Genomic DNA, 21,223 nt, shown 5'->3' with positions numbered 1-21,223 from the left:
ACCTGGCGGGCGCCAAGTGCAAGATCGACGCTGTCAGGCGGGGGCGGTGGGAGTCAGGGCGTGGACGACGTCGCCCAGCACCACGATCGCGGGCGGGCGCAGGGCCGCGGCCTCGACGTCGGCGGCGACGGTGGCGAGCGTGGCGCGCAGTGTCCGCTGGGCGGCGGTGGTGCCCTCCTGGATCACCGCGGCCGGGGTGTCCCCCGGCTTGCCGTGCGCGATCAGGGTGGCGCTGATCGCGGCGAGGTTCTTCAGCCCCATCAGGATCACCAGCGTGCCGCGCAGCCCGGCCAGTGCGTCCCAGCGCACCAGCGACGCCGACGAGTCGGGCGCGACGTGTCCGGAGACCACTGTGAACTCGTGCGCCACACCCCGATGGGTCACCGGCACCCCGGCCACCTCCGGCACCGCGATCGCGCTCGTCACGCCGGGCACCACTGTCACCGGCACGCCCGCCTCGGCGCAGGCCAGCAGTTCCTCGCCGCCGCGACCGAAGACGTACGGGTCGCCGCCCTTGAGCCGCACCACCACCTTGCCGGCCCGGGCCCGGTCCACCAGGATCCGGTTGATCTCCTCCTGGGCGCGCGACGGCCCGTACGGGATCTTGGAGGCGTCGACCAGCTCCACGTCCGGGCGCAGCTCGTCCAGGAGCAGGCCGGGCACGAGCCGGTCGGCGACGACCACCTCGGCCTCGGTGAGCAGCCGCCACCCCTTCACGGTGATCAGCTCCGGGTCGCCCGGCCCGGCACCCACCAGCGCGACGCGCCCGCCCGTGTCAGGCGGGGCCCCTTCCGCTGCCGCAGGCGTTGACAGAGGGCCCTTCCTTCCCAGCAGCTCGCGCACGGCGTCGCGGGTCGCCATCGCGCGGCGGGGGTCGCCGCCGCCGAGGACCGCCACGGTGACCGGGCCGTGCCGGGTCACCGCCGGGGTCCACGCGCTCGCCGCCGTCCGGTCGTCGGCGCGGACGCAGAAGATCCGCCGCTCGGCCGCGGCGGCGCTGACCGACGCGGCAGCGGCCCGGTCGTCCACCGCCACCTGGACCAGCCACGCGCCGTCCAGGTCGCCGGGGACGAACCGGCGCGCCTCCCAGTGCAGCCGCCCGGCGTCCACCTGCGCGCGCAGCGCCGGGGTCAGCGCGGGCGACACCAGCAGCACGTCCGCGCCGGCGTCCAGCAGCGCCGGCACCCGCCGGGTGGCGACCGCTCCCCCGCCCACGACGACCACGCGCCGCCCGGCCAGCCGCAACCCCAGCGGGTACGGGCTGGGTGGCGTCGGCCCGGCCGGCCCGGTCACTTCTCCGCCACCCCGGCGGAGTCGAACGTCGCCACCTCGTGCAGCACCCGGACCGCGCCGGTGACCACCGGCAGGGCGAGCAGCGCCCCGGTGCCCTCGCCGAGCCGCAGCCCCAGGTCGATCAGTGGCTCCAGCCCGAGGTGCCGCAGCGCGGCCGTGGCGCCCGGCTCGGCGCTGCGGTGCCCGGCGACCATGGCGCCCACGGCGTCCGGCGCGAACGCGGCGGCGGCGAGCGCGGCGCTCACCGCGATCACGCCGTCGAGCAGCACCGGCACCCGCCGCGCGGCGGCGCCGAGGATCAGGCCGGCCAGCGCGGCGTGCTCCAGCCCGCCGACCGCCGCGAGCACGCCCAGCGGGTCCGCCGGGTCGGGCTCGTGCCGGGCCAGCGCGGCCCGCACCACAGCCACCTTGCGGGCGTACGTCTCGTCGTCGACCCCGGTGCCCCGACCGGTGGCCGCCTCCGCATCCGCACCGGAGAACGCGGCGATGAGCGTGGCGGACGGGGTGGTGTTGCCGATGCCCATGTCACCGGTGAGCAGGATGCCCGCCCCGGCGTCGATCAGCTCACCGGCGACCCGGATGCCCGTCTCGACGGCGGTACGGGCCTCGTCCCGGCTCAGCGCCGCGGTGAGCGTCATGTCCCGGGTGCCGGGGCGGACGTTCGCGGACACCAGGCGCGGCCCGGCCGGGTCGGCGGACTCGGCGCCGGGGATCGGGGTGGCCACGCCGACGTCCACCACCGTGACCGAGGCGCCGGCCTGCCGGGCGAACGCGTTCACCACCGCGCCGCCGGCCAGGAAGTTGGCGATCATCTGGGCGGTGACCTCCTGCGGCCACGGGGTCACCCCCTGGGCGTGCACGCCGTGGTCACCCGCGAAGATCGCCACCGCGGCGGGCTCGGGCAGCGGCGGCGGGCAGGCACCGGCCAGCCCGGCGAGGCGTACCGAGAGCGGTTCCAGGGCGCCGAGCGAGCCGGCGGGCTTGGTCAGCCGCCCGTGCAGCTCGCGGGCCGCCACCATGGCGGCCTCGTCCAGCGGCCGGATCGCCGCGACTGTGGACTCCAGCATCATGCCTCCAGGATCCGTGCCAGCGTCTCGATGAACGCGTCGGTGGTGCCCCGGTCGCGCACGGCGATCCGGAGCCAGTCCGGGCCGAGCCCGGGGAAGGTGTCGCCCCGGCGTACCGCCCAGCCGTGCGCGCGCAGCCGCTCGCGTACCTCGGCGGCGCCGGCCACGTGGATCAGCACGAAGGCGGCGGCCGGGCGGCCCGCCACGCGTACCCCCGGCAGGCCGGACAGGCGGGCCACCAGGTGGTCGCGGTCGGCGGCGAGTTCGGCGGCGATGGCGCGTTCGGCAGCGACCGCGGCCGGTGCGGCGCAGGCGGTGGCGGCGGCGAGCGCCGGGGTGGAGACCGCCCAGAGTGGCTGCGCGGCGGCGAGCCGGGCCAGCAGCGCGGCGTCGCCGAGCAGGTAGCCGATCCGCAGCCCGGCCAGACCCCAGGTCTTGGTGAGGCTGCGCACCACCACGAGGCCGGGCAGGTCACGGCGGGCCGCGAGCGACTCGGGCTCGCCGTCGACACCGGGTGCGGCCGTCGTGTCGGCGAACGCCTCGTCGACCACGAGCACCCGGCCGGGGCGGGCCAGCGCGGCGATCGCACCCGCCGGGTGCAGTACCGAGGTCGGGTTCGTGGGGTTGCCGATCATGACCAGGTCGGCGTCCTCCGGGACGCGGGCCGGATCCAGTCGGAAGCCGTCGGCCGGGTCGAGCAGCACCCGGTCCACCCGGTGCCCGGCGGCCCGCAGCGCGGCCTCCGGCTCGGTGAACTGCGGGTGCACCACCACCGGGTGGCGGACGCCGGACAGGGCGCGGGCGATCAGGACGAAGCCCTCGGCGGCCCCGGCGGTGAGGAGGACCTCCTCCGGGGGTCGCCCGTGCCGGTGAGCGACGGCGGCGCGGGCGGGCACCGGATCCGGATACGCGGCCAGGTCGCCCAGGGCCGCGGTGATCGGGTCGGCCAGCCAGTCCGGCATCGCGGCGCGGCGCACGTTCACCGCGAGGTCCACCAGGCCGGGAGTGGCCTCGGCGTCCCCGTGGTGGCCCAGGTCGGGCTCGTCGAGCGCGGCGGCGCTCCCGGTCGCTGGTGCGGACATGTCCGCGATCCTGCCGGGTAGCCGCAGCCCGGGACAGCTCATCCCGGCGTGGGTCGCGTCACGGTCCGCCGGTTTATGAGTTCTTCTCATTTTCGAATCGGAAATGTCATAGCTTGACCCCGTGAGCAGTCGTCCCCTTGCTTCCGCAGGTCGTCTCGTTCCCCTACTCCGCGCCGGGCTGATCGCCGGCATCGTGGTCGCCGCCGCCCTGTACCCGCTGGCCGCCGTCACCGGCCTCGGGGCCAAGGCCACCGCGCACGCGGTGGAACAGAAGACGAACATCCTCAAGACCGCGTTGCCGGCCGAGACCTCGTACGTGTACGCGCCGGACGGCAAGACGGTGCTGACCATGTTCTACGAGGAGTACCGGCAGTACACCAAGATCGAGAACATGTCGCCGAACGTCCAGCAGGCGATCGTCGCCGCCGAGGACAACCGCTTCTACCAGCACCACGGCGTCGACCCGAAGGGCGTGGCACGCGCCTTCGTCTCCAACGCCCAGTCCGGCGGCGTGTCCCAGGGCGCGTCGACGATCACCATGCAGTACGTCCGGATGGCGCTGCGGGACAGCGCGACCACGCCCGAGGAGGTTCAGGAGGCGACCCAGCAGACCAGCCTGCGCAAGGTCAAGGAGATGCGCATGGCGCTGGACATCGAGAAGCAGCTGAGCAAGGAGAAGATCCTGGAGCGCTACCTCAACTCGGCCTACTTCGGGCACCGCGCGTACGGGATCTACGCCGCCTCGCAGATCTTCTTCTCCAAGACCCCGGCCACGCTCAGCCCCGTCGAGGCGGCCACGCTGGCCGGGCTGGTGAAGTCGCCGTCGGAGTACGACCCGATCACCTCGGACCAGAAGGACGCCACCGGCCGGCGCAACTACGTGCTGGACAACATGGCCCGCCTCGGCTACCTGTCGCCGGACGCCGCCGCCGCGGCCAAGAGCCAGCCGATCAAGCTGAAACTGACCGACCCGCCAAACGACTGCGCCGCGATCGACGGCGGCCACCGCAGCTGGGGCTTCTACTGCGACTACCTCAAGAACTGGTGGAGCGCCCAGCCCGCGTTCGGCGAGAACCGGCTGGAACGGATGGACAAGCTGCGTCGCGGCGGCTACCGGATCGTGCTCGCGCTCGACCCGAAGACCCAGGCGTCGGCGGAGAAGAACGTCGGCGCCGAGGACAACACCGGCAGCCCGTTCGCCAACGGCATCGTGGTCGCCGAGCCCGGCACCGGGCGGATCAAGGCGATGGCCGTGAACCGGAACTACTCGCTCGACCTGGCCGAGAACCCGAACAGCTCGAACCCGGAGGCCGGGCCGAAGGTGAAGGCGAACTATCCCAACACGGTGGCGCCGCTGCTCGGCGGCGGGACGCTCCCGGGCTACCAGGCCGGTTCGACGTTCAAGATGTTCCCGATGCTCGCCGCGCTCAACGCCGGAATGCCGCTGTCCACCGCGTACGACTCGCCGTACCGGTACAAGTCGGCCGTCTACGACGGGTGGGCGCCGTCGAACGCCAGCGGCGCGATGACCGGGCGGCAGACCATGTGGTCCGGCTTCGGCAAGTCGGTGAACACGTACTTCGTCCAACTGGAGGAGAAGGTCGGCGCGGACGCCGGGGTGCGCCTGGCCGAGCAACTGGGGCTGCGCTGGCGTACCGACGTGGACAAGGACCAGGCGTCGCCGGGCAAGGCGAAGAAGTGGGGCGCGTTCACGCTCGGCGTCTCCGACGCCACCCCGCTGGAGATGGCGAACGCGTACGCGGCCATCGCCGCCGACGGGCGCTACTGCGAGGCCATCCCGGTCAACGCGATCATGAACCGCGACGGCACGCCGGCCACGTACACCACGCCGGGCGGGGTGCGGCGGGAGGTGGCCAAACCGCGGTGCCGGCAGGTGGTGAACGCCGACGCGGCCCGGGCCGCCACCGACGCGGCGCGCTGCCCGACCGGCGACACCCCGGCGAAGGGGAGCTGCGGCGGCTGGTCGACTGCCGACAGCGTCCGGCGCACCGTCGGCCGCCCGGTCGCCGGCAAGACGGGTACGACCGACAGCACCCGGTCGGCGTGGTTCGTCGGCTACACGCCGGAGCTGGCGGCGGCGAGCTTCATCGCCGATCCGGACAACCCGTTCAACGCGGTGGGCGACGGGCAGTCCCAGATCCCGGTGAACGCGGTGGCGCAGACCCTGCGGGACTCCCTGAAGGGCCAGCCCACCCGCCAGTTCACGCCACCCTCAGACCAGATAGTCGGCTGACCGCCGGCCCACCCACCCATCCCACCCTGATCCGCCCGGGGGTGCGCCCGGGTAGTCGATCAAGGAGTTTGCGTCAGGGATCGCCCGATCAGCCGACGCGAACTCCTTGATCGACGTTGGGAAGGGAGGGCGGACCGCCACCTGCCCGATCAGGCCGACGCCCCCTCCGGGGCCGGCGCGGCGGCCACCAGCCGGGCCGCGATTCCCGGATGCGCGGCCCAGTGCGGCACGAGTTGCGAGGCGTGCACCGCCTGCCGGACGAAGCCCTCCGGGTTGCCGCCCTCCCACCGCCACGCCGGCCGGTCACCGGCACGCGGGGTCAGCACGGCGGCGTGCTGCTTGTGCCCGGTCACCGTCGTACCGGCCGCCGCCACCACGCTGTCGGTGACCGCGGTGGCCGTGCGGTAGCCGACCACCAGGCCCTCCCGGACCGTGCCGACCGCGTCGAGCACCCCGCACATGGGCAGGCCGTCCAGTTCCCGGGCCAGCCAGAGCAGACCGGCCCCCTCGGCGATCACCGGGCGGCCGGAGCGGGCCAGTTCGGCGACCGCGATGCAGAGGCGGCGGTTGGCGGAGAGCTCCTCCGCGTACGTCTCGGGCAGCCCGCCGCCGACGACCAGCGCGCGGGTCCCGGCGGGCAGCGCCTCGTCGCGCAGCGGATCGAACGTGACCACCTCGGCGCCGGCGGCGCGCAGCAGCTCAGCGGTCTCGGGGTAGCTGTAGGCGCCGGCCGGTCCGCCGGCCAGCGCCACCACCGGGCGCTCCCCCGGCGAGGACGGGCCGTCAGCCGGCTCCGGCGACCACGGCTCGACGGTGAGCGCGGGGGCGGAACGGGCCAGCGCCAGCAGCCGGTCGAGGTCGACTGTCGCGGCCACCGCCTCGCCGAGGCGGCGTACGCCGCGTTCGGCGTCGGCGTCGGCGCGCACCACCGGCCCGGTGCCGTACCGGCGGGCGGGCAGCACCGGGGGCAGCTCGTGCCGGCGCAACGCCCCGTAGACCGGGACGCCCACGTCGTCGAGCGCCTCGCGCAGCAGCACCTCGTGCCGGGGCGAGGCCACCCGGTTGAGGATCACGCCGCCCAGCCACAGCTCGTCGTCGTACGCCCGGAAGCCGTGCACCAGAGCGGCCACCGACTGGCCCATCGCGGCCACGTCCACCACCAGCACCACCGGGCTGCGCAGCGCGGTGGCGACGGCCGCCGTCGACTCGCTCTCCGGCCGCCCGGCGACCGAGTCGTAGAGGCCCATCGTGCCCTGCACCAGCGCGAACTCGGCCCCGGCGGCGCCGTACGCGAACAGGGGTGCGATCCGCTCCGGACCGGCCAGCCGCGGGTCCAGCGTGCGCCCCGCGCGGCCGGCGGCGAGCCCCAGGTACGCCGCGTCCACCTGGTCCGGCCCGACCTTGAACCCGGCCACCGGAAGCCCCCGGTCGGTGAGCGCCGCGAGCAGGCCGAGGGATACGGCGCCGGTGCCGTGCCCCGAGGAGGGCGCACTCAGCACGACGCGCGGCACGTCAGTCATCATCGACTCCTGATGTGGGTGGTTTCCGCCGCGTGACCATACCCGTCCGGTCCGGCGCGCGAGAGCCGCGCACACCACCCTTTCTCCCTGGCTGCGGCGAGTGGTTCCGCTCATACGAGTAGCCTTGGCCAACGTGTACCGGTTCCTGCTGACCCCGCGCTGGCTCGGCTACCTCGCGCTCACGCTCGTCGCCGCGACGGTGATGGTGTTCCTGGGCAACTGGCAGCTCGACCGCTACCGGGGCCGGACGGCGGTCAACGAGCGGATCGACGCCGGGGCCACCATGACGCCCGCGCCGCTGCGCGACGCGCTCCCCGCGCCCAGCGGCGGCGCCGGTGACGTCGGTCCCGCCCCGTCCGAGCAGGTCACCTGGAGCCGGGTCACCGCCACCGGCCGGTACGACACCGCGAACGTCGTCCTGATCCGCGGCCGGACCGTCGACAACAAGGTCGGCTTCGAGGTGCTCACCCCGCTGGTGCTGGCCGACGGCAGCGCGGTCCTCGTCGACCGCGGCTGGATCCCGCCCGCCCCGGGCGCCGCGGCGACCGTCCAGCCGCAGGTGCCGGCGGCGCCGACCGGCGAGGTGACGGTGACCGGCCGGGTGGTCGGCAGCGAGAGCGGCGGCGGCGCGGTCACCCGGCGCGACGGCAGGCTGGAGGCCCGGCGCATCGAGATCTCGCGCCTGGCCGAGCAGCTTCCCTACCCGGTGAGCGGCGGCTACGTGCTGCTCGACGGGCAGACGCCGGCCGCCGACCCGGCCTTCCAGGCGGTCCAGATCGGGCACACGAACAACTGGCAGAACTTCGGCTACGTCTGGCAGTGGTGGATCTTCGCGGTGATGAGCCTGTTCGGCTACGGCTGGGTCGCCCGCCGGGAGGCCCGCCGCCTCGCCGGCCTGGACAAGCCGGGCGAGCCGGTGGACCGGGCCGCCGAGCCGGCCACCCCCACCTCCGCCTGAGTACGCCCGCCCTCCCGGTGGGCACACCGGGCGGGTGGGACGTTGTAGGGTCCGCGGATGATCGTCAATCGTGGGGGTCGCGGTGACCTCTGACTCCACGACGCCCCCGGCCGCCGAGCCGCCCGCGTACGATCCCTGGTCGGCCATGCCGCCGGCCGTCGCACCGCCCACCGAGCAGTTCCCGGTGGTGGCCGTGCCGGACGCACCGGTCACCCCCGCGCCCTTCCCCGCAGCGCCGGCCCTTCCGGCGCCGCCGCCGTTCTCCGCGCCGCCCGCCACCGCGCAGTTCCCGGCCGCGCCGCCGTTCTCCGCGCCACCGGCCCAGTTCTCCGCGCCGCCGGGGCCGCCGGCCGGGGCGGTCGCACCGCACCACGGGCCGTACCCGCCGGCCGGACCGGTGCCGCCCGCGCAGTCGGCGGTCGCCGTGCAGATCGCCGAGATCGTGGTGACGCCGCCGGTCATCCGTACCCCGGCCGGTGTGCTCCCGCTCGCCGGCGCCTCCTGGTACGTGACCGACTACTGGCAGCGGGAGGAGAAGATCGCCCCCTGGGCCATCGTCGCCGCGATCCTCGGCTTCTTCTGCCTGACCGTGTTCAGCCTCCTGTTCCTGCTGATCAAGGAGACGCGGCACTACGGCACCGTGCAGGTGACGGTGAGCAGCGGCGGTCACCAGTACGTCGCGCGGATCCCGGTGACCGACCAGTTCCAGGTGCACCAGATCAACAACCAGGTCAACTACGCCCGGTCGCTGTCGGCCGGCTGAGCCGTCAGCCGGTGACCCGGCCGGCGTGGATGGCGCGGACCGCGTCGATGGTGTCCGCCTCGGCGGCGGTCTTGTCGTCGCGGTAACGCAGCACGCGGGCGAAGCGCAACGCCATGCCGCCCGGGTACCGGCTGCTGGTCTGCACCCCGTCGAACGCGATCTCGACGACCTGCTCCGGCCGTACCCGCACCACCCAGTCGCCCTTCTCCACCGCGAGCGACAGGAACCGCTCGGTCTGCCAGCGCAACAGCTCGTCGGTGAGGCCCTTGAACGTCTTGCCGAGCATGACGAACTCGCCGGTACGCGGATCGCGTGCGCCCAGGTGCAGGTTGGACAGCCACCCCTCCCGCCGGCCGCTGCCCCACTCGACAGCGAGGACCACCAGGTCGAGCGTGTGCCGCGGCTTGACCTTGACCCAGGCCGAGCCCCGCCGGCCCGCGTCGTAGGGCGCGGCCGGATCCTTCACCACCACGCCCTCCTGACCGGCGTCGACCGCCGCGGCGAACGCGGTGGCGGCCTGCGTCGCGTCGTCCACCTCGACCCGGCCGACCAGCAGCGAGGCGTCGACCGCACCGGCCAGGGCCGCCCACCGCTCCCGGCCGGGCGCGTCGATCAGGTCGTCGCCGTCGATGTGCAGCAGGTCGAAGAAGTACGGCGTGAGCACCGGCTCGCCGGCGCTCACGGCTGCGGCCACCACCGCCGGCGCGACAGGCACCTGCCCGGTGGTGCTGGGCGTGGTGCGCCGGGCCGCCCGGCTGGACGTCTCCTGGAACGGCAGCGGCCGGCCGGCGGCGTCCAGCCCGATCGCCTCGCCGTCGAGCACCAGCTCGCGGGCGGGCAGCGCGCGGACGGCGGCCACCACCTGCGGCAGTCGGCCGGTGATCTCGTCCAGGCTGCGGGTGAAGACGGCGATGTCCGGGCCGGAGCGGTGCACCTGGATGCGGATGCCGTCGAGCTTGACGTCCACCACCGCCGGCACGCCGGTGGCGGTGAGCGCCTCGTCGACCGAGGGCGCGCTCTGCGCGAGCATCGGCGCGAGCGGCCGGCCCACCTGGAGCCCGAACCCGGCCAGCGCGTCGGCGCCGCCGGTGAGCGCCGCGACCGCCACCGCCCGCAGGTCACCGGCGAGCAGCAGGGCCCGCCGGACGGCCGTGACCGGTACGTCGGCGGCGCGCGCGACCGCGTCGGCCAGCAGCCCGGCCTGCGCGCCCTGGCGCAGCTCGCCCCGGAACAGCCCGGTCAGCAGGCGCTGCTCGTCGGCGGTGGCGGCGGCGAAGAGACGGCCGACAAGTTCCCGCCGCCGGGCCTGCGAGCCGGCACCGGTGACGCGGGAGATCTCCTCGATCGCCGCGTCCACGGCGGCGACGGTGAGCGTCGGCTCGGCGGCCGGTGGGGGCAGGTCACGCAGGCCCGCCCAGCCGACACCGGTCTGGCGCTGGCGCAGCTCACCGGCGAGGTAGCCGGCGCCGGCCGGGATCTCGCCCGGCTCCAGCCCGCGCAGGGCGGCGGCCAGCAGCTCCACCTTGGCCCGACGGCCGCTGGTGGCGCCGACCGCGGCCGAGGTGGCCGCCAGCTCCGCGAAACGCACGTCCACATCCTGCCAGCCGCCTGTGACATCGGGGCGAATCCGGCGACCTGGCACACCGCACGGGTGCGTCAGGCCACCGGATCGCCGGGCGGCCAATCCGACGTGTCGCTCGTCCGACGTGTCGCCGGGCCGGGGGTCAGGCCGAGACGGGTTCCTCGATGCGCAGACCGCGCCCGCGCACGCCCTCGGCGACCCGGGTGAGCAGCGCGTCGAGCGTGACCAGGGCGGCGGAGAGCTCGCCGATCTGTTCGTTGAGCGTGGCCTCGGACCACGCGGAGACGTCGACGTCCCCCAGAGCACGGACGGCGGCCTGAAGCCGCTCCATCTCGTTGTTCGTACGCATGTTCGAAAGGCTATAACACCCCGCCCGCCGACACACCACAAACTCTGACATCGGCCCCGAAGTTACGGTTTCGACACCTCAGGAGCGGTTTCCGACCTCGGCCACCCGGGCCAGCAGCAGCGCCTCGGCCAGGCAGACCCGGGCGAACTCGCCGAGGTGCAGGCTCTCGTTCGGCCCGTGCGCCCGCGCGTGCGGATCCTCCACACCGGTCACCAGGATCGCGGCCTGCGGGAACATCTCCTGGAACGTGGCGATGAACGGGATCGACCCGCCCACCCCGATGTCGACCGGGTCGGTGCCGTCCCAGGCCGTCCGGAACGCCGACCGGGCCGCGTCGAACATCGGCCCGGAGGCGTCGATGACGCAGGGTGCGCCGTCGTGCTCGAACGTCACCGACACCTGCGCGCCCCAGGGCGCGTGCCGCTCCAGGTGCGCGGTCAGCGCCGCGTACGCCTTCTTCGGGTCGTCGCCCGGCGCCAGCCGTACGCTCAGCTTCGCCTTCGCGGACGGCACCAGCGCGTTCGGCGCCTCGCCGGTGGCCGGCGCGTCCACGCCGAGGATCGCCAGCGCGGGCTTGGTCCAGAGCCGGTCGGTGATCCGGCCGGTGCCGAGCAGCTTCGCGCCGTCGACCAGGCCGGCCTCGGCGCGGAACCGGTCCTCCGGGTAGTCCACGCTGGCGCCCTCGCGGCCGATCAGCCCGTCCACCGCGACGTCGCCGGCCTCGTCGTGCAGCGTGCCGAGCAGCTTCACCAGCGCGGTGAGCGCGTCCGGCACGGCGCCGCCGAACATGCCGCTGTGCACCGCATGGTCGAGCGTGCGCACCTCCACGAAGCAGTTGACGATGCCGCGCAGTGAGGTGGTCAGCGCCGGCACGCCGACGTCCCAGTTGGTGGAGTCGGCGATGACGATGACGTCCGAGGCCAGGTCGTCACGGTGCTCGGCGAGCAGCCGCTCCAGCGAGTCCGAGCCGTACTCCTCCTCGCCCTCGATGAACAGCACCACACCGACCGGGAGCCGGTCGCCGAACGCGCGCAGCGCGGCGACGTGCGCCATGATGCCGGCCTTGTCGTCGGCGGCGCCCCGGCCGTAGAGGCGGCCGTCGCGCTCCACCGGCTCGAACGGGTCCGACTCCCACAGCGACAGGTCGCCGACCGGCTGCACGTCGTGGTGCGCGTACATGAGCACCGTGGGTGCGCCGGGCGGGGCCGCCCTGGTGCCGATCACGGCCGGCTGGCCGCCGGACCGGACGATCCGCGTGTCGAGGCCGCAGCCGCGCAGCAGCTCCGCCACCGCCTCGGCGGAACGCTCCACGTGCGAGTGGTCGAAGCCCTCGAAGGCGATGCCCGGGATGCGGACGAGTCGCTCGAGGTCGGCGCGGACGCCCGGCAGTTCCCGCTCGACGGCGGCCCGCACCTCGGGCTCGGAGAGGATCGGAGTGGTCATGACCGGAATCGTATGCTGGCCTTACCCCCTCACGTCGCCCGAGCCCGATCGCCGGCCCACCCGCACGTAGTAGCGGTCCGCGTCGTGCGGCAGGCCGGGAGCGCCGTCGACGACCAGGTCCACCGCCGCCGCAGTGCCGTCGGCGGCGAAGTGCGCCCGCTCCCCCGCGTGCCAGCGCCGCAGCTCCGGCAGGATCTGCGCGCCGTCGCGGGCCAGCGCCCGCCGCAACCGCAGTTCGGCCGGCGCGGTGACCAGCACCGACAGCGTCAGCTCGGGACGTACCACGGCGCGGGCGGCGCTCACCCCCTCGACGATCAGCACCGGTGCGGCCGGCACCGGGACCACCCGGTCCAGGAAGCGGCGCCGCACCCAGCTGTAGCGGCGGTAGCCACCCGCCCGGCCGGCCCGCACCGGGCCGAGCACCTGCTCCTCCAGCCGGGTCCAGAACGTGAGCTGGTCGTCCCAGCCGTCGAGCAGGTCGTCGGTGTGCACGAGCGGCGGGCGCACACCGCCCGCCGACGCCGCGAGGGCGTCCGCGAGGCGCGTCGCGAACCGGCTCTTGCCCGCGCCGCTGGGCCCGTCGACGGCCACCAGCCGGGTACGCCCCAACCGCGCCGGACCGGCCAGCACCTGGCGGGCCAAACCGGTGTACGCCTCGATCACGGCCACGTTCACCCGACCGACGCTAACGTTCCCCCGTCCGCTGGAAACTGCGACCCGGACGGACCGTTTCGTCGAACGGCGACGCGCCGCGCTGGGCATCATCTGAGGGTGCTCCATGACGTGATGTGTCCGGGCGTCGACGCCCTTCTGGAACAGGCCCGCGCCGGTCTCCGCCGGCTCACTCCGCACGAGACCGTCGAGGCGGTCCGTGGCGGCGCGCTGCTTATCGACACGCGTACCGAGGCGCAGCGCCGCGAAGAGGGTGAGCTGCCCGGCGCGATCGTCATCGACCGCACGGTGCTGGAGTGGCGGCTCGACCCGGCCAGCGCGTGGCGCATCCCGGAGGCGACCGGGTACGACCGCGAGATCATCGTGGTGTGCCGGGAGGGGTACAGCTCCAGCCTGGCCGCCGCCAGCCTTCAGACGCTCGGGTTGCGGCAGGCAACCGACATGGTCGGCGGGGTGCAGGGCTGGCGGGAGGCCGGGCTGCCGATGTCCGACCGCCCGGCCGACGTGCGTTACTGACCCGGTGGCGCGCCGGGTGGCACGAACGGCAGTCCCGGCGGTGGCCCGGACTCGATCAGCCGCCACACCGCGTCCGTGTCCAGGTGCTCCTCCACCAGGTCGCCGAGCAGGTCCAGGGTCCGCTCCCGGGCGGCCTCGAAGGACGTGTCCGGCGCGACCTTGAACCCGGTCCGCCCGGCCGCATCCGCGACCTCGGTCAGGAACCGGCGGCGGAACGCGTCGGACGAGAAGGCGCCGTGCCAGTGCGTGCCGTACACGGCGCCGAGGCGCGCGCCCTCGCCGGTGCCGTCGGCGTAGCGCAGCAGCGGCGCCAGGCCCGGGTCGGCGGCCGAGACCCGGCCGTGGTGGATCTCGTAGCCGTGCACCGGCACGTCTCCGGAGGCGGTGCCCTCGGCCCGGCGTACCGTCTTGCGCGGCTCGAAGGTGATCTCGACCGGCAGCAACCCGAGGCCGGGAACCGTGCCCCGGCGGCTCTCCACCTGATCGTGGACCGCCCGGCCCAGCATCTGGAAGCCGCCGCAGATGCCGAGCAGCGGCCGTCCGGCGGCGGCGTGCGCCCGCACCGCGTCGGCCAGTCCGGTCTCCCGCAGCCAGGCCAGGTCGGCCACCGTCGACTTGGTGCCGGGAAGCACCACCAGGTCGGCGGCGGCCAGTTCGGCCGGCTCGACGGTGAGGCGTACCCGCACGCCCGGCTCGGTCGCGAGGGCCTCCACGTCGGTGGCGTTGCTGATCCGGGGCAGCCGGACCACTGCGACGTCGAGCCAGTCGGTGCCCCGGGGCGCGGGTGGGCGGCCGAGCACCCGCCCGTACGCGAGCGAGTCCTCCGCGTCCAGCCACAGGTCCAGCGCCCAGGGCACCACACCGTACGTCGGGCGGCCGGTGACCCGGCGCAGCATGTCCAGCCCGGGCTGGAGCAGGCCACGGTCGCCGCGGAACTTGTTCACCACGAACCCGGCCACGAGCGCCTGATCGGCCGCGTCGAGCAACGCGACGGTGCCGAACATCGAGGCGAACACCCCACCCCGGTCGATGTCGCCGACCACGATCGCGGGCAGGCCGGCCTGCCGCGCCAGCCCCATGTTGACGTAGTCGCCGTCGCGCAGGTTGATCTCGGCAGGGCTGCCCGCGCCCTCGCAGATCACCACGTCGTACTCGGCCCGCAGCTCGGCCAGCGCCGCGTACGCCGTGGTGGCCAGCCGGGTCCGCACCTCGTGGTAGTTGCCGGCGGTGACCGTGTCGACCGCCTCGCCGAGCAGCACCACCTGGCTGGCGTGGTCGCTGCCCGGCTTGAGCAGCACCGGGTTGAAGCGCAGGTCGGCGTCGAGTCCGCAGGCGGCGGCCTGCATCGCCTGGGCCCGGCCCAGTTCTCCGCCGCGACCGTCCGGGCCGACCACCACCGCGGAGTTGTTCGACATGTTCTGCGCCTTGAACGGTGCGACCCGGACGCCCCGGCGACGCAGCCAGCGGCAGATGCCGGCGGTGAGCACGCTCTTGCCGGCGTCGGAGGTGGTGCCGGCGACCAACAGCCCGCCGCTCACCGCCCGCTTCCCCGCCGGGCCGCGCCGAGAGCGCCCAGCGTGGCCCGCCCGGCGGCACCGGCCAGCCGGCCGACTGTCACCGGGTAGAGCGCGGCCAGGCCGAGCGCGGCCGCACCCACCGCGCCGGAGATCCGAGCGGCCCGCTTCAGGTGCCGCGCGTCGGGTCGTGGCCCGTCACCGAGGAACGGGCGGGTCTCGGCGCGGCCGAAGTAGACGTTGCGTCCGCCGAGCCGTACGCCGAGCGCGCCCGCCATGGCCGCCTCGCACTGGCCGGCGTTCGGGCTCGGGTGGTCGGCCCGGTCCCGCCGCCACACGTGCCAGGCGGTGGCGCGACTTCCGTTCGCCACCGGCGCGACGGCCACCGTGAGCAACCCGGTCAGCCGGGACGGCACCAGGTTCAGCGCGTCATCCAGCCGGGCGGCCGGGGTGCCGAAGCGGGCGTACCGGGGCGAGCGGTGCCCGACCATCGCGTCGAGCGTGTTCGCCGCCCGATACCCGAGCAGCCCCGGCAGGCCCGCGACCGCACCCCAGACCAGCGGGGCGACCACGGCGTCCGAGGTGTTCTCGGCGACCGACTCGACTGTGGCGCGGGCGAGATCGGGCTCGTCGAGAGCGGACGGGTCACGCCCGCAGAGGTTGCCGAGGCGGGCCCGGGCGGCGGGCAGGTCGGCCCGGCCCAGCGCCCGCGCCATCACCCGGGACTCGTGCCGCAGGGTGCGCCCGCCGAGCACCGTCCAGGTGCCGGCAGCCACCAGCGCGGCCCGCGCGATCGGATGGCGCCGGGTCGCCAGCGCGGCGGCGGCGCCGAGCAGGACGGGCCCGCCGACCGCCAGCGCGGTGAACGCGGTGCCGGCCGCCCGGTCGGGGCGGTAGAGCCGCCGTTCCAGCGCGCCGGCCGCCCGACCGAATCCGGCCACCGGATGCCACCGGCGGGGGTCACCGATCAGGGCGTCGAGCGCGTAGCCCGCCACCAACCCGGTCGCGTTCGCCATGGCGGTCGCCTGCCGCACCCGTCACCACCTCCGGCCGGCCAGCCTAGTCGTACCGCGGGGTGGTGACGCCGCTGTCACCACCCCGCGCCCCCGTCGGACGGAGGGTCAGGCGGGCACCGGGGTACGCCGCCGTCCGCGACGCCCCGGGGTGCTCCCGCCGGCGCCGCCCGGACCGTCGCCGGTCGGCTCGTCCCCGCCCGGTCCGGAACCACCTGGTGCGTCGATGTCCGGCGGTGCGACAGCGCCCAGCTCGTCGTCGTCGGCCGTGACCGGGTCGTCGTCCTCCACGTCGCCCAGCTCGTCCTCCTCCTCCGCGACCGGGCCGCCCGGCCCCGGGTCGAAGCCGGTGGCCCGCACGTGGGGCCGGGCGTCGAACGGGTCGGGCTCACCCACCCGCTCGCCGGCGGGCCCGCCCCGGCCGCCCCCGTACTCCGGCGGCGGGAAGTCGTCGTCGAAGGGCCGGTCGTCGAACGTCGCGGGGGCCTGTGCGTCCGGCACCGGCTCGGTCGCCTCGCCGTGCACCCGCTGCTCGGCCTGCGCGTCCTCGACTGTGCTGGTGGCCGCGCGGGGCTGGTTGCGCAGGAAGCGGGCGCGGCCGCGGGACAGGTCGTGCCCGACGGCGACCGCCTCCAGCTCGTAGAGCGTGCGGTGGGTGCCGGACTCGTCGGTCCAGTCCCGGGTGTAGAGGCGGCCGGCGACGATCACCGGATCACCCACCGCCACCGAGGCGGCCACTCCCTCGGCGAGGCGGCGCCAGCAATTGACGCGTACCCGAAGGCTGTTGCCGTCGACCCAGCGGCCGCTGTCGCGGTCGAGGCGGCGGGCGGTCGAGGCGACCTTGAAGTTGGCCACCAGCGTTCCACTCTGCGTGGTACGGCGCCACTCCGGCGCGGTGAGCACGTTGCCGACGACCGTCACGTACGTATCGAACATCGCCCCTCCCAGGGATCGACTTGTCCCGGTGAGCGTCGGCCGAATGCCCCGCCCGGACCACCCGCCGGCCCGGACCTGTGGATGACGAGCGGCCCTGTGGACAACCACCTGATCAAGGTCCCGATCTGCTAGGCCAACTGGCCCTACGGTCCTGACCTGCGACGACGCATGATCGAAAGAGCCGGCAGGCAGGCGTTCCGGAATCACGCCGGTTGGGTAAGTGGTCGATCAACCGAGAGAAAGGGAGCTCCCATGCTTCTCCGAGACGTCCGCGAGGCAGCGCGATGAGCGCCGTGGCGAACCCCGCGACCGTGGCCGAGTGCCTGCGGGTCGGCGCCGGGTTCTCCCAGGGCGACCGCAACTGGATCGCCGAGCAGTTCGCTACCCTGGACTCCCGGCTCGCCGGCTTCCACGCCGACGCCACCGAGCTGGAGGTGACAGTCAAGGATCGCGAGGCCCGGGGCCAGAAGGTGACCCTGGAGTGCTGGATCGCCGGACGGCAGAAGATCGTTACGACCTCGACCGAGGAGGATCTGCACGCCGCGCTCAACGACGTCCGGGACGACCTGCGCCGCAAGCTCAACGACGCGAAGACCCGGCAGGAGCCGCGCAACAACAAGCACCTGCGCGCCGTCGACCAGCCCGAGGTCACCCCGTTGCAGGACGCCGAGCGCGAGGACGCCGAGACCGCCTGAATCCCGGCACGGCCCGCCCGCCCGGTGCCGGCGGGCGGGCCGTCCCCGCGCTGGGGCGGTCCGCCGTTGCGAACAAGGGCCCCTCCCTACGCCCACCCCTACCGCCGGGTAGCGCGGCGGCGTACCGTCGCGGTCGTGGAACCGGACGTGCTGGGCGCCCCCTACGAGCGGCGGACGATCGAGCTGGGCACCGACGACGAGGGGCCGGTGGTCGCGACACTGGTGCGGCGGCGGGCCGACCGCCCGACCGGCCGCGCCGTGCTCTACGTGCACGGCTTCGTCGACTACTTCTTCCAGACCCACGTGGCCGACTTCTTCGCCGAGCGCGGCTGGGACTTCTACGCGGTCGACCTGCGCAAGTACGGCCGCAGCCTGCTCCCGCACCAGACCCCGAACTTCTGCCGCGACCTGAGCGACTACTTCCCCGAGCTGGACGCCGCCGCGGAGATCATCCGCACCGAGGAGGGCCACGACACCCTGCTCGCCATGGGCCACTCGACCGGCGGCCTGATCATCTCGCTCTGGGCGCACGACCGCCGCGACGCCGGCCTGGTCGACGGCATCGTGCTCAACAGCCCCTTCTTCGACATCAACGCGCCCTGGATGGTGCGCCGGCCCCTCGCGGCCGCCGTCTCCCGCCTGGGCCGCAGGGCGCCGCAGCGTGTCCTGCCGTTCGGCCTGGGCACGGTGTACGGCGAGAGCCTGCACGCCGACCACCGGGGCGAGTGGCGGTACGACCTGAACTGGAAGCCGCTCGCCGGGTTCCCGGTGCGGGCCGGCTGGATCAACGCGATCCGCGCCGGTCAGCGCCGCCTGCGGGCAGGGCTGGACATCCCGGTGCCGGTGCTGCTCGCCTGCTCCACGCGTAGTTTCCGGGGCACCAAGTGGCACGACAGCGCCACCGGCGCCGACGCGGTGCTGGACGTCGAGCACATGGTGCGCTGGGCGCCACGCCTCGGCCGGCACGTCACGCTCGCCCGCTTCGACGGCGGGCTGCACGACCTCACGCTGTCCAGTCCCGGCGTACGCGAGAAGGTCTTCGTGGAGGTCGGACGGTGGGCGGAGGGATTCCTGCGGGCCGGGCCGACCGAGCCGGAGCCCACGACGCCGCCGGCCCCGCGGCGGCCGGCCGACGCGACCTCCGAGGGCTGAGCCCGGTCGCCCTCCCCGCCCGGCGGCCTCGTTCCCGCGAGCCGGGGTGGCCGGTTCAGTCGGCGGCGACCGCCGCGAGCGCGACGCGGATCCGGTCGAACGTCGCGATCGGATGACCGCCCGACCGCGGCGGCAGCACCACGCCCAGGCAGCGCAGCGCCGGTCCGCCGTCCGGCCCGGCCTCGACCGCGAACACCGGCGCGCCCACGTAGCCTGCGGGCAGCTCCGTCGTGACCCGCACCTCGCCGCCGTCCCGGGCGACCCGCTCCACCACCGCCTCCAACGGCCGCGACCCGCCGTCGCCGACGCCCAGGGCCAGCACGAACGCCGAGGCGGGCGCCGCGCTGATCCGGGCGACCGCGTCGGCCGGCGCGGCCACGGCCTCGGTGACCTGCTGGGTACGCCAGCGCCAGCCCCTGTCGTCGGCCCAGCCGTGCAGGCCGCCGGTCGGCATCGCGGCGAGCCCCAGTTCCGGCAGGTGCAGCCAGTGGTCGGCGAAACCGGGCAGGTCGATCGGCTCGTCCGCCCCCTCGGCCGGGTCGGTGACGCTCGGCCGCAACCCGATCTCGCCGTACGCCCGATCGGTGAGCGCGTCGGCGGTGAGCAGCCACTCGTGCGCGATCTCGCCGTCGTCGGTGGCGCCGACCAGCTCGCTGTAGAAGAAGGCGGTGCCGACGACGCCCACCGGGGCACCCGGCGCATCCGATCCGGTGAGGGGCAGGATGGCCCGCCCGAGGAGCCGGCACAGCTCGAAGACGGTCTCGTTCTCGGTTTCCTGGTCGAGCAGCATCCGACGAGGGTACGGATCGCGTCCCGCCCGGACGGCGCCGGACCCACCGGAACTGTGGTGCCGGTCCGGGCCCCGGCATGGGACGCTGACGGCGGAACGGACGCGCCGACCCGTACCCCCGGCCACGCGGAGACCGGCGGTACCCTCTTGGCGCGACGATCGTCGGCGCGCGCCCGTAGCTCAGCGGATAGAGCAGGGGACTTCTAATCCCAAGGCCGCAGGTTCGAATCCTGCCGGGCGCACAGGCACTTTCCCGGTCCGGCCGGTTTGCCGGTGCTGATATCGACCGCCGCATCGAAGTAGGTTGGTGGTCATGAATGCGAGGCTGTCGCCGGCGGTCGTTCGCGGCGCGGCGGCTGCGCTGCTGGCCGTTGTCCTGCTGCTCGCCGGCCAGGCGTGCGCCGTAGCCGATCGGCTGCGGGCCGAGCCGTGCGACCCTGCGGTCCCCGTCGCGTCGTGGGTGACCCGTCTGCCGGGCGCCGGCGAGCCGGTGCTCGGTGGGGTGACCGTGCCGACCGGTGCCGCCCTGATCGGTCGGGCGTTCGCCGACGGCAGGGGCCACACGGAAGCGTTGTTGCTGGTGACCGGGTGCGACCCGGTCGGCACGTTTCGGGACCTGGTCGCACGCATCGAGCGGGCCCGCTTCGACGTGACCTCGACAAGTCCTGACGGGCACCTGTGTCTTCTGAGAATCGTCGAACCTTCCCAGACGTTGACGGATCTGCCCGGAGACAGCACCGTGCCGTCCGGTGCGCGACTGAGTGCTCTGGACTGTAGAGCGAGCGGGCAGCGGTCTGCCGCCGACAGCGGATCCCAAGACGAGAGGTCGGTGGAGGCCCGCCTCTTCATCCCGGCAGAGAGTCCTGACAGCCTATGGCCCATGATCAGGCTGGTGAGCCCGTCGAAAGAGCAGGGCCGACCCGCGACCACAGACGTGAAGGTACCCTCGCCGGTCGTCGCGTTGCCGCTGAACCAACCGCCGACGTCAGTACCCGGCGAAGGGGAAAAGGCCGACAAGGTCAGGGTGGTCACCGGCAGCCGGGCCATCGCGCCGCCGCTCGACCCCAACTACGGGGCGCACGTCGGCGGGTGCGACGGTGGTTCGCTCACGGTGCTGCAGGTGAGCGGGGACGCGGAGAAGATCCACCGGGAGTATGTCCGTCAGGCTCTGAACGTCTACCGCGAGAATCCTGAGGACACGACCTTCCGCAGCGGACCCGTCACGGTTCTTCGGTTCCGGGTCCACGGTAGACGCGCCGCGATGTACATCGAGACATTTGTCGAGCCGGGGCGTCCTACGTACACGCGGATCGAGCGCTGCACGGACTGAGGTGATCTCAGCGACTTTTCGGTAGGTATTTGCACTCGAAGTGGGTCAGGTGTAGCGCGGCAGCGACGATGTCGCCGATTCGGCGTGGGCTGATGTTTGTATGGCGTAGCGTTTTCCAGCGTCCGACCAGGATCGCGAAGCCGCGTTCTCCTTGCCAGCGCAGGCCGCGTAGCAGTCGGTTGTAGGCGCGGTTGTCGGGCAGGGCCCCGGCAAAGTCGTCAGGTGACGCCGAGGAGTGCCAGTGGGCGGGTGCTGTCGCGGGCGTGATGGCGGGTGCCGGCGGCGATGTTGGTG

Annotated in this window: 18 protein-coding genes, 1 tRNA gene and 2 pseudogenes; 8 read left to right on the top strand and 13 right to left on the bottom strand. The window is 74.3% G+C overall.

Translation table 11 applies throughout. The features are described from left to right. Positions 1-33 precede the first annotated feature (33 nt). From cobA to cobC, 3 genes are read right to left on the bottom strand one after another with little or no spacing between them, the layout of a single operon-like run. On the bottom strand, positions 34-1,293 hold the full coding sequence (gene cobA / locus ACFYON_RS28075; RefSeq protein ID WP_354870927.1) for a uroporphyrinogen-III C-methyltransferase: 1,260 nt from the start codon (positions 1,291-1,293) through the stop codon (positions 34-36). Beyond that, the gene (gene cobT, locus ACFYON_RS28070; RefSeq protein WP_354871260.1) at positions 1,290-2,360 is read right to left on the bottom strand and encodes a nicotinate-nucleotide--dimethylbenzimidazole phosphoribosyltransferase; all 1,071 of its coding nucleotides are present in this window, start codon (positions 2,358-2,360) and stop codon (positions 1,290-1,292) included. The genes cobA and cobT overlap by 4 nt, the downstream gene beginning before the upstream one ends. After that, positions 2,360-3,442: an Rv2231c family pyridoxal phosphate-dependent protein CobC gene (gene cobC / locus ACFYON_RS28065; protein ID WP_355047225.1), complete on the bottom strand. Its 1,083-nt coding sequence runs from the start codon at positions 3,440-3,442 to the stop codon at positions 2,360-2,362. The genes cobT and cobC overlap by 1 nt, the downstream gene beginning before the upstream one ends. A 121-nt stretch (positions 3,443-3,563) precedes the next feature. Between cobC and ACFYON_RS28060 the strand changes: the two genes are divergently transcribed. Continuing rightward, complete coding sequence (locus ACFYON_RS28060) at positions 3,564-5,696, top strand: transglycosylase domain-containing protein (protein ID WP_355047224.1); 2,133 nt, start codon at positions 3,564-3,566, stop codon at positions 5,694-5,696. Positions 5,697-5,845: 149 nt separating this feature from the next. Here the strand turns inward: ACFYON_RS28060 and ACFYON_RS28055 are convergent, their stop codons facing one another. Then, entirely contained in the window at positions 5,846-7,216 is a 1,371-nt protein-coding gene (locus ACFYON_RS28055; protein ID WP_355047223.1) for a cobyrinate a,c-diamide synthase, read from the bottom strand. Between the two features lie 133 nt (positions 7,217-7,349). Here ACFYON_RS28055 and ACFYON_RS28050 point away from each other — a divergent pair, with 133 nt between their 5' ends. Both ACFYON_RS28050 and ACFYON_RS28045 read left to right on the top strand, forming a co-directional pair. Further along, positions 7,350-8,174, top strand: coding sequence for an SURF1 family protein (locus tag ACFYON_RS28050; protein WP_354871263.1), 825 nt, complete (start codon positions 7,350-7,352; stop codon positions 8,172-8,174). 82 nt (positions 8,175-8,256) lie between these two features. Next, positions 8,257-8,937 carry a hypothetical protein gene (locus ACFYON_RS28045; protein WP_354870935.1) on the top strand — a complete coding sequence of 227 codons (681 nt, stop codon included), beginning with the start codon at positions 8,257-8,259 and terminating at the stop codon, positions 8,935-8,937. Between the two features lie 4 nt (positions 8,938-8,941). On the opposite strand, the gene ACFYON_RS28040 is transcribed toward ACFYON_RS28045, so the two are convergent. The 4 genes and pseudogenes from ACFYON_RS28040 to ACFYON_RS28025 form a co-directional block, all read right to left on the bottom strand. Then, positions 8,942-10,525, bottom strand: a complete 1,584-nt coding sequence (locus tag ACFYON_RS28040; protein ID WP_354870937.1) for an ATP-dependent DNA ligase — start codon at positions 10,523-10,525, stop codon at positions 8,942-8,944. Between the two features lie 136 nt (positions 10,526-10,661). Continuing rightward, positions 10,662-10,868 carry a hypothetical protein gene (locus ACFYON_RS28035; protein WP_354870940.1) on the bottom strand — a complete coding sequence of 69 codons (207 nt, stop codon included), beginning with the start codon at positions 10,866-10,868 and terminating at the stop codon, positions 10,662-10,664. 78 nt (positions 10,869-10,946) lie between these two features. After that, positions 10,947-12,311, bottom strand: a complete 1,365-nt coding sequence (locus tag ACFYON_RS28030) for a dipeptidase (protein ID WP_354870943.1) — start codon at positions 12,309-12,311, stop codon at positions 10,947-10,949. After that, positions 12,286-12,986, bottom strand: a pseudogene (locus tag ACFYON_RS28025) (uridine kinase); the annotation flags it as partial. The gene ACFYON_RS28030 and the pseudogene ACFYON_RS28025, both read right to left, overlap by 26 nt. Before the next feature lie 111 nt (positions 12,987-13,097). On the opposite strand from ACFYON_RS28025, the gene ACFYON_RS28020 reads away from it, so the two are divergent. Continuing rightward, positions 13,098-13,499, top strand: a complete 402-nt coding sequence (locus tag ACFYON_RS28020; protein WP_354871265.1) for a rhodanese-like domain-containing protein — start codon at positions 13,098-13,100, stop codon at positions 13,497-13,499. Here the strand turns inward: ACFYON_RS28020 and ACFYON_RS28015 are convergent. The 3 genes from ACFYON_RS28015 to ssb form a co-directional block, all read right to left on the bottom strand. Further along, positions 13,493-15,037: a cobyric acid synthase gene (locus ACFYON_RS28015; RefSeq protein WP_355094906.1), complete on the bottom strand. Its 1,545-nt coding sequence runs from the start codon at positions 15,035-15,037 to the stop codon at positions 13,493-13,495. The two genes, ACFYON_RS28020 and ACFYON_RS28015, sit on opposite strands and share 7 nt — an antisense overlap. Continuing rightward, on the bottom strand, positions 15,034-16,047 hold the full coding sequence (locus ACFYON_RS28010) for a cobalamin biosynthesis protein (protein WP_387188722.1): 1,014 nt from the start codon (positions 16,045-16,047) through the stop codon (positions 15,034-15,036). Before ACFYON_RS28010 ends, ACFYON_RS28015 begins: the two co-directional genes overlap by 4 nt. A gap of 87 nt (positions 16,048-16,134) precedes the next feature. Next, positions 16,135-16,962: a single-stranded DNA-binding protein gene (gene ssb / locus ACFYON_RS28005; RefSeq protein WP_387190606.1), complete on the bottom strand. Its 828-nt coding sequence runs from the start codon at positions 16,960-16,962 to the stop codon at positions 16,135-16,137. Between the two features lie 284 nt (positions 16,963-17,246). Between ssb and ACFYON_RS28000 the strand changes: the two genes are divergently transcribed. Together ACFYON_RS28000 and ACFYON_RS27995 are read left to right on the top strand one after the other, a co-directional pair. Then, on the top strand, positions 17,247-17,657 hold the full coding sequence (locus tag ACFYON_RS28000; protein WP_354870949.1) for an HPF/RaiA family ribosome-associated protein: 411 nt from the start codon (positions 17,247-17,249) through the stop codon (positions 17,655-17,657). A gap of 135 nt (positions 17,658-17,792) precedes the next feature. Next, positions 17,793-18,809, top strand: a complete 1,017-nt coding sequence (locus ACFYON_RS27995; RefSeq protein WP_354870951.1) for an alpha/beta hydrolase — start codon at positions 17,793-17,795, stop codon at positions 18,807-18,809. Positions 18,810-18,864: 55 nt separating this feature from the next. Here the strand turns inward: ACFYON_RS27995 and ACFYON_RS27990 are convergent, their stop codons facing one another. Continuing rightward, positions 18,865-19,599, bottom strand: a complete 735-nt coding sequence (locus tag ACFYON_RS27990) for a hypothetical protein (protein WP_354870953.1) — start codon at positions 19,597-19,599, stop codon at positions 18,865-18,867. Positions 19,600-19,768: 169 nt separating this feature from the next. Here ACFYON_RS27990 and ACFYON_RS27985 point away from each other — a divergent pair. Next, positions 19,769-19,841: transfer RNA gene (locus tag ACFYON_RS27985), tRNA-Arg, on the top strand. 71 nt (positions 19,842-19,912) lie between these two features. Next, positions 19,913-20,929, top strand: coding sequence for a hypothetical protein (locus ACFYON_RS27980; protein ID WP_355094650.1), 1,017 nt, complete (start codon positions 19,913-19,915; stop codon positions 20,927-20,929). 7 nt (positions 20,930-20,936) lie between these two features. Here the strand turns inward: ACFYON_RS27980 and ACFYON_RS27975 are convergent. After that, positions 20,937-21,223: pseudogene (locus tag ACFYON_RS27975) on the bottom strand (hypothetical protein); the annotation flags it as partial.

Origin of the sequence: Micromonospora sp. NPDC005686 (assembly GCF_042871665.1) — a bacterium.
Taxonomy (GTDB): Bacteria; Actinomycetota; Actinomycetes; order Mycobacteriales; family Micromonosporaceae; genus Micromonospora.
The sequence above is the reverse complement of the archived record's forward strand: the minus strand, read 5'-3'. Positions and strand labels throughout refer to the sequence as shown.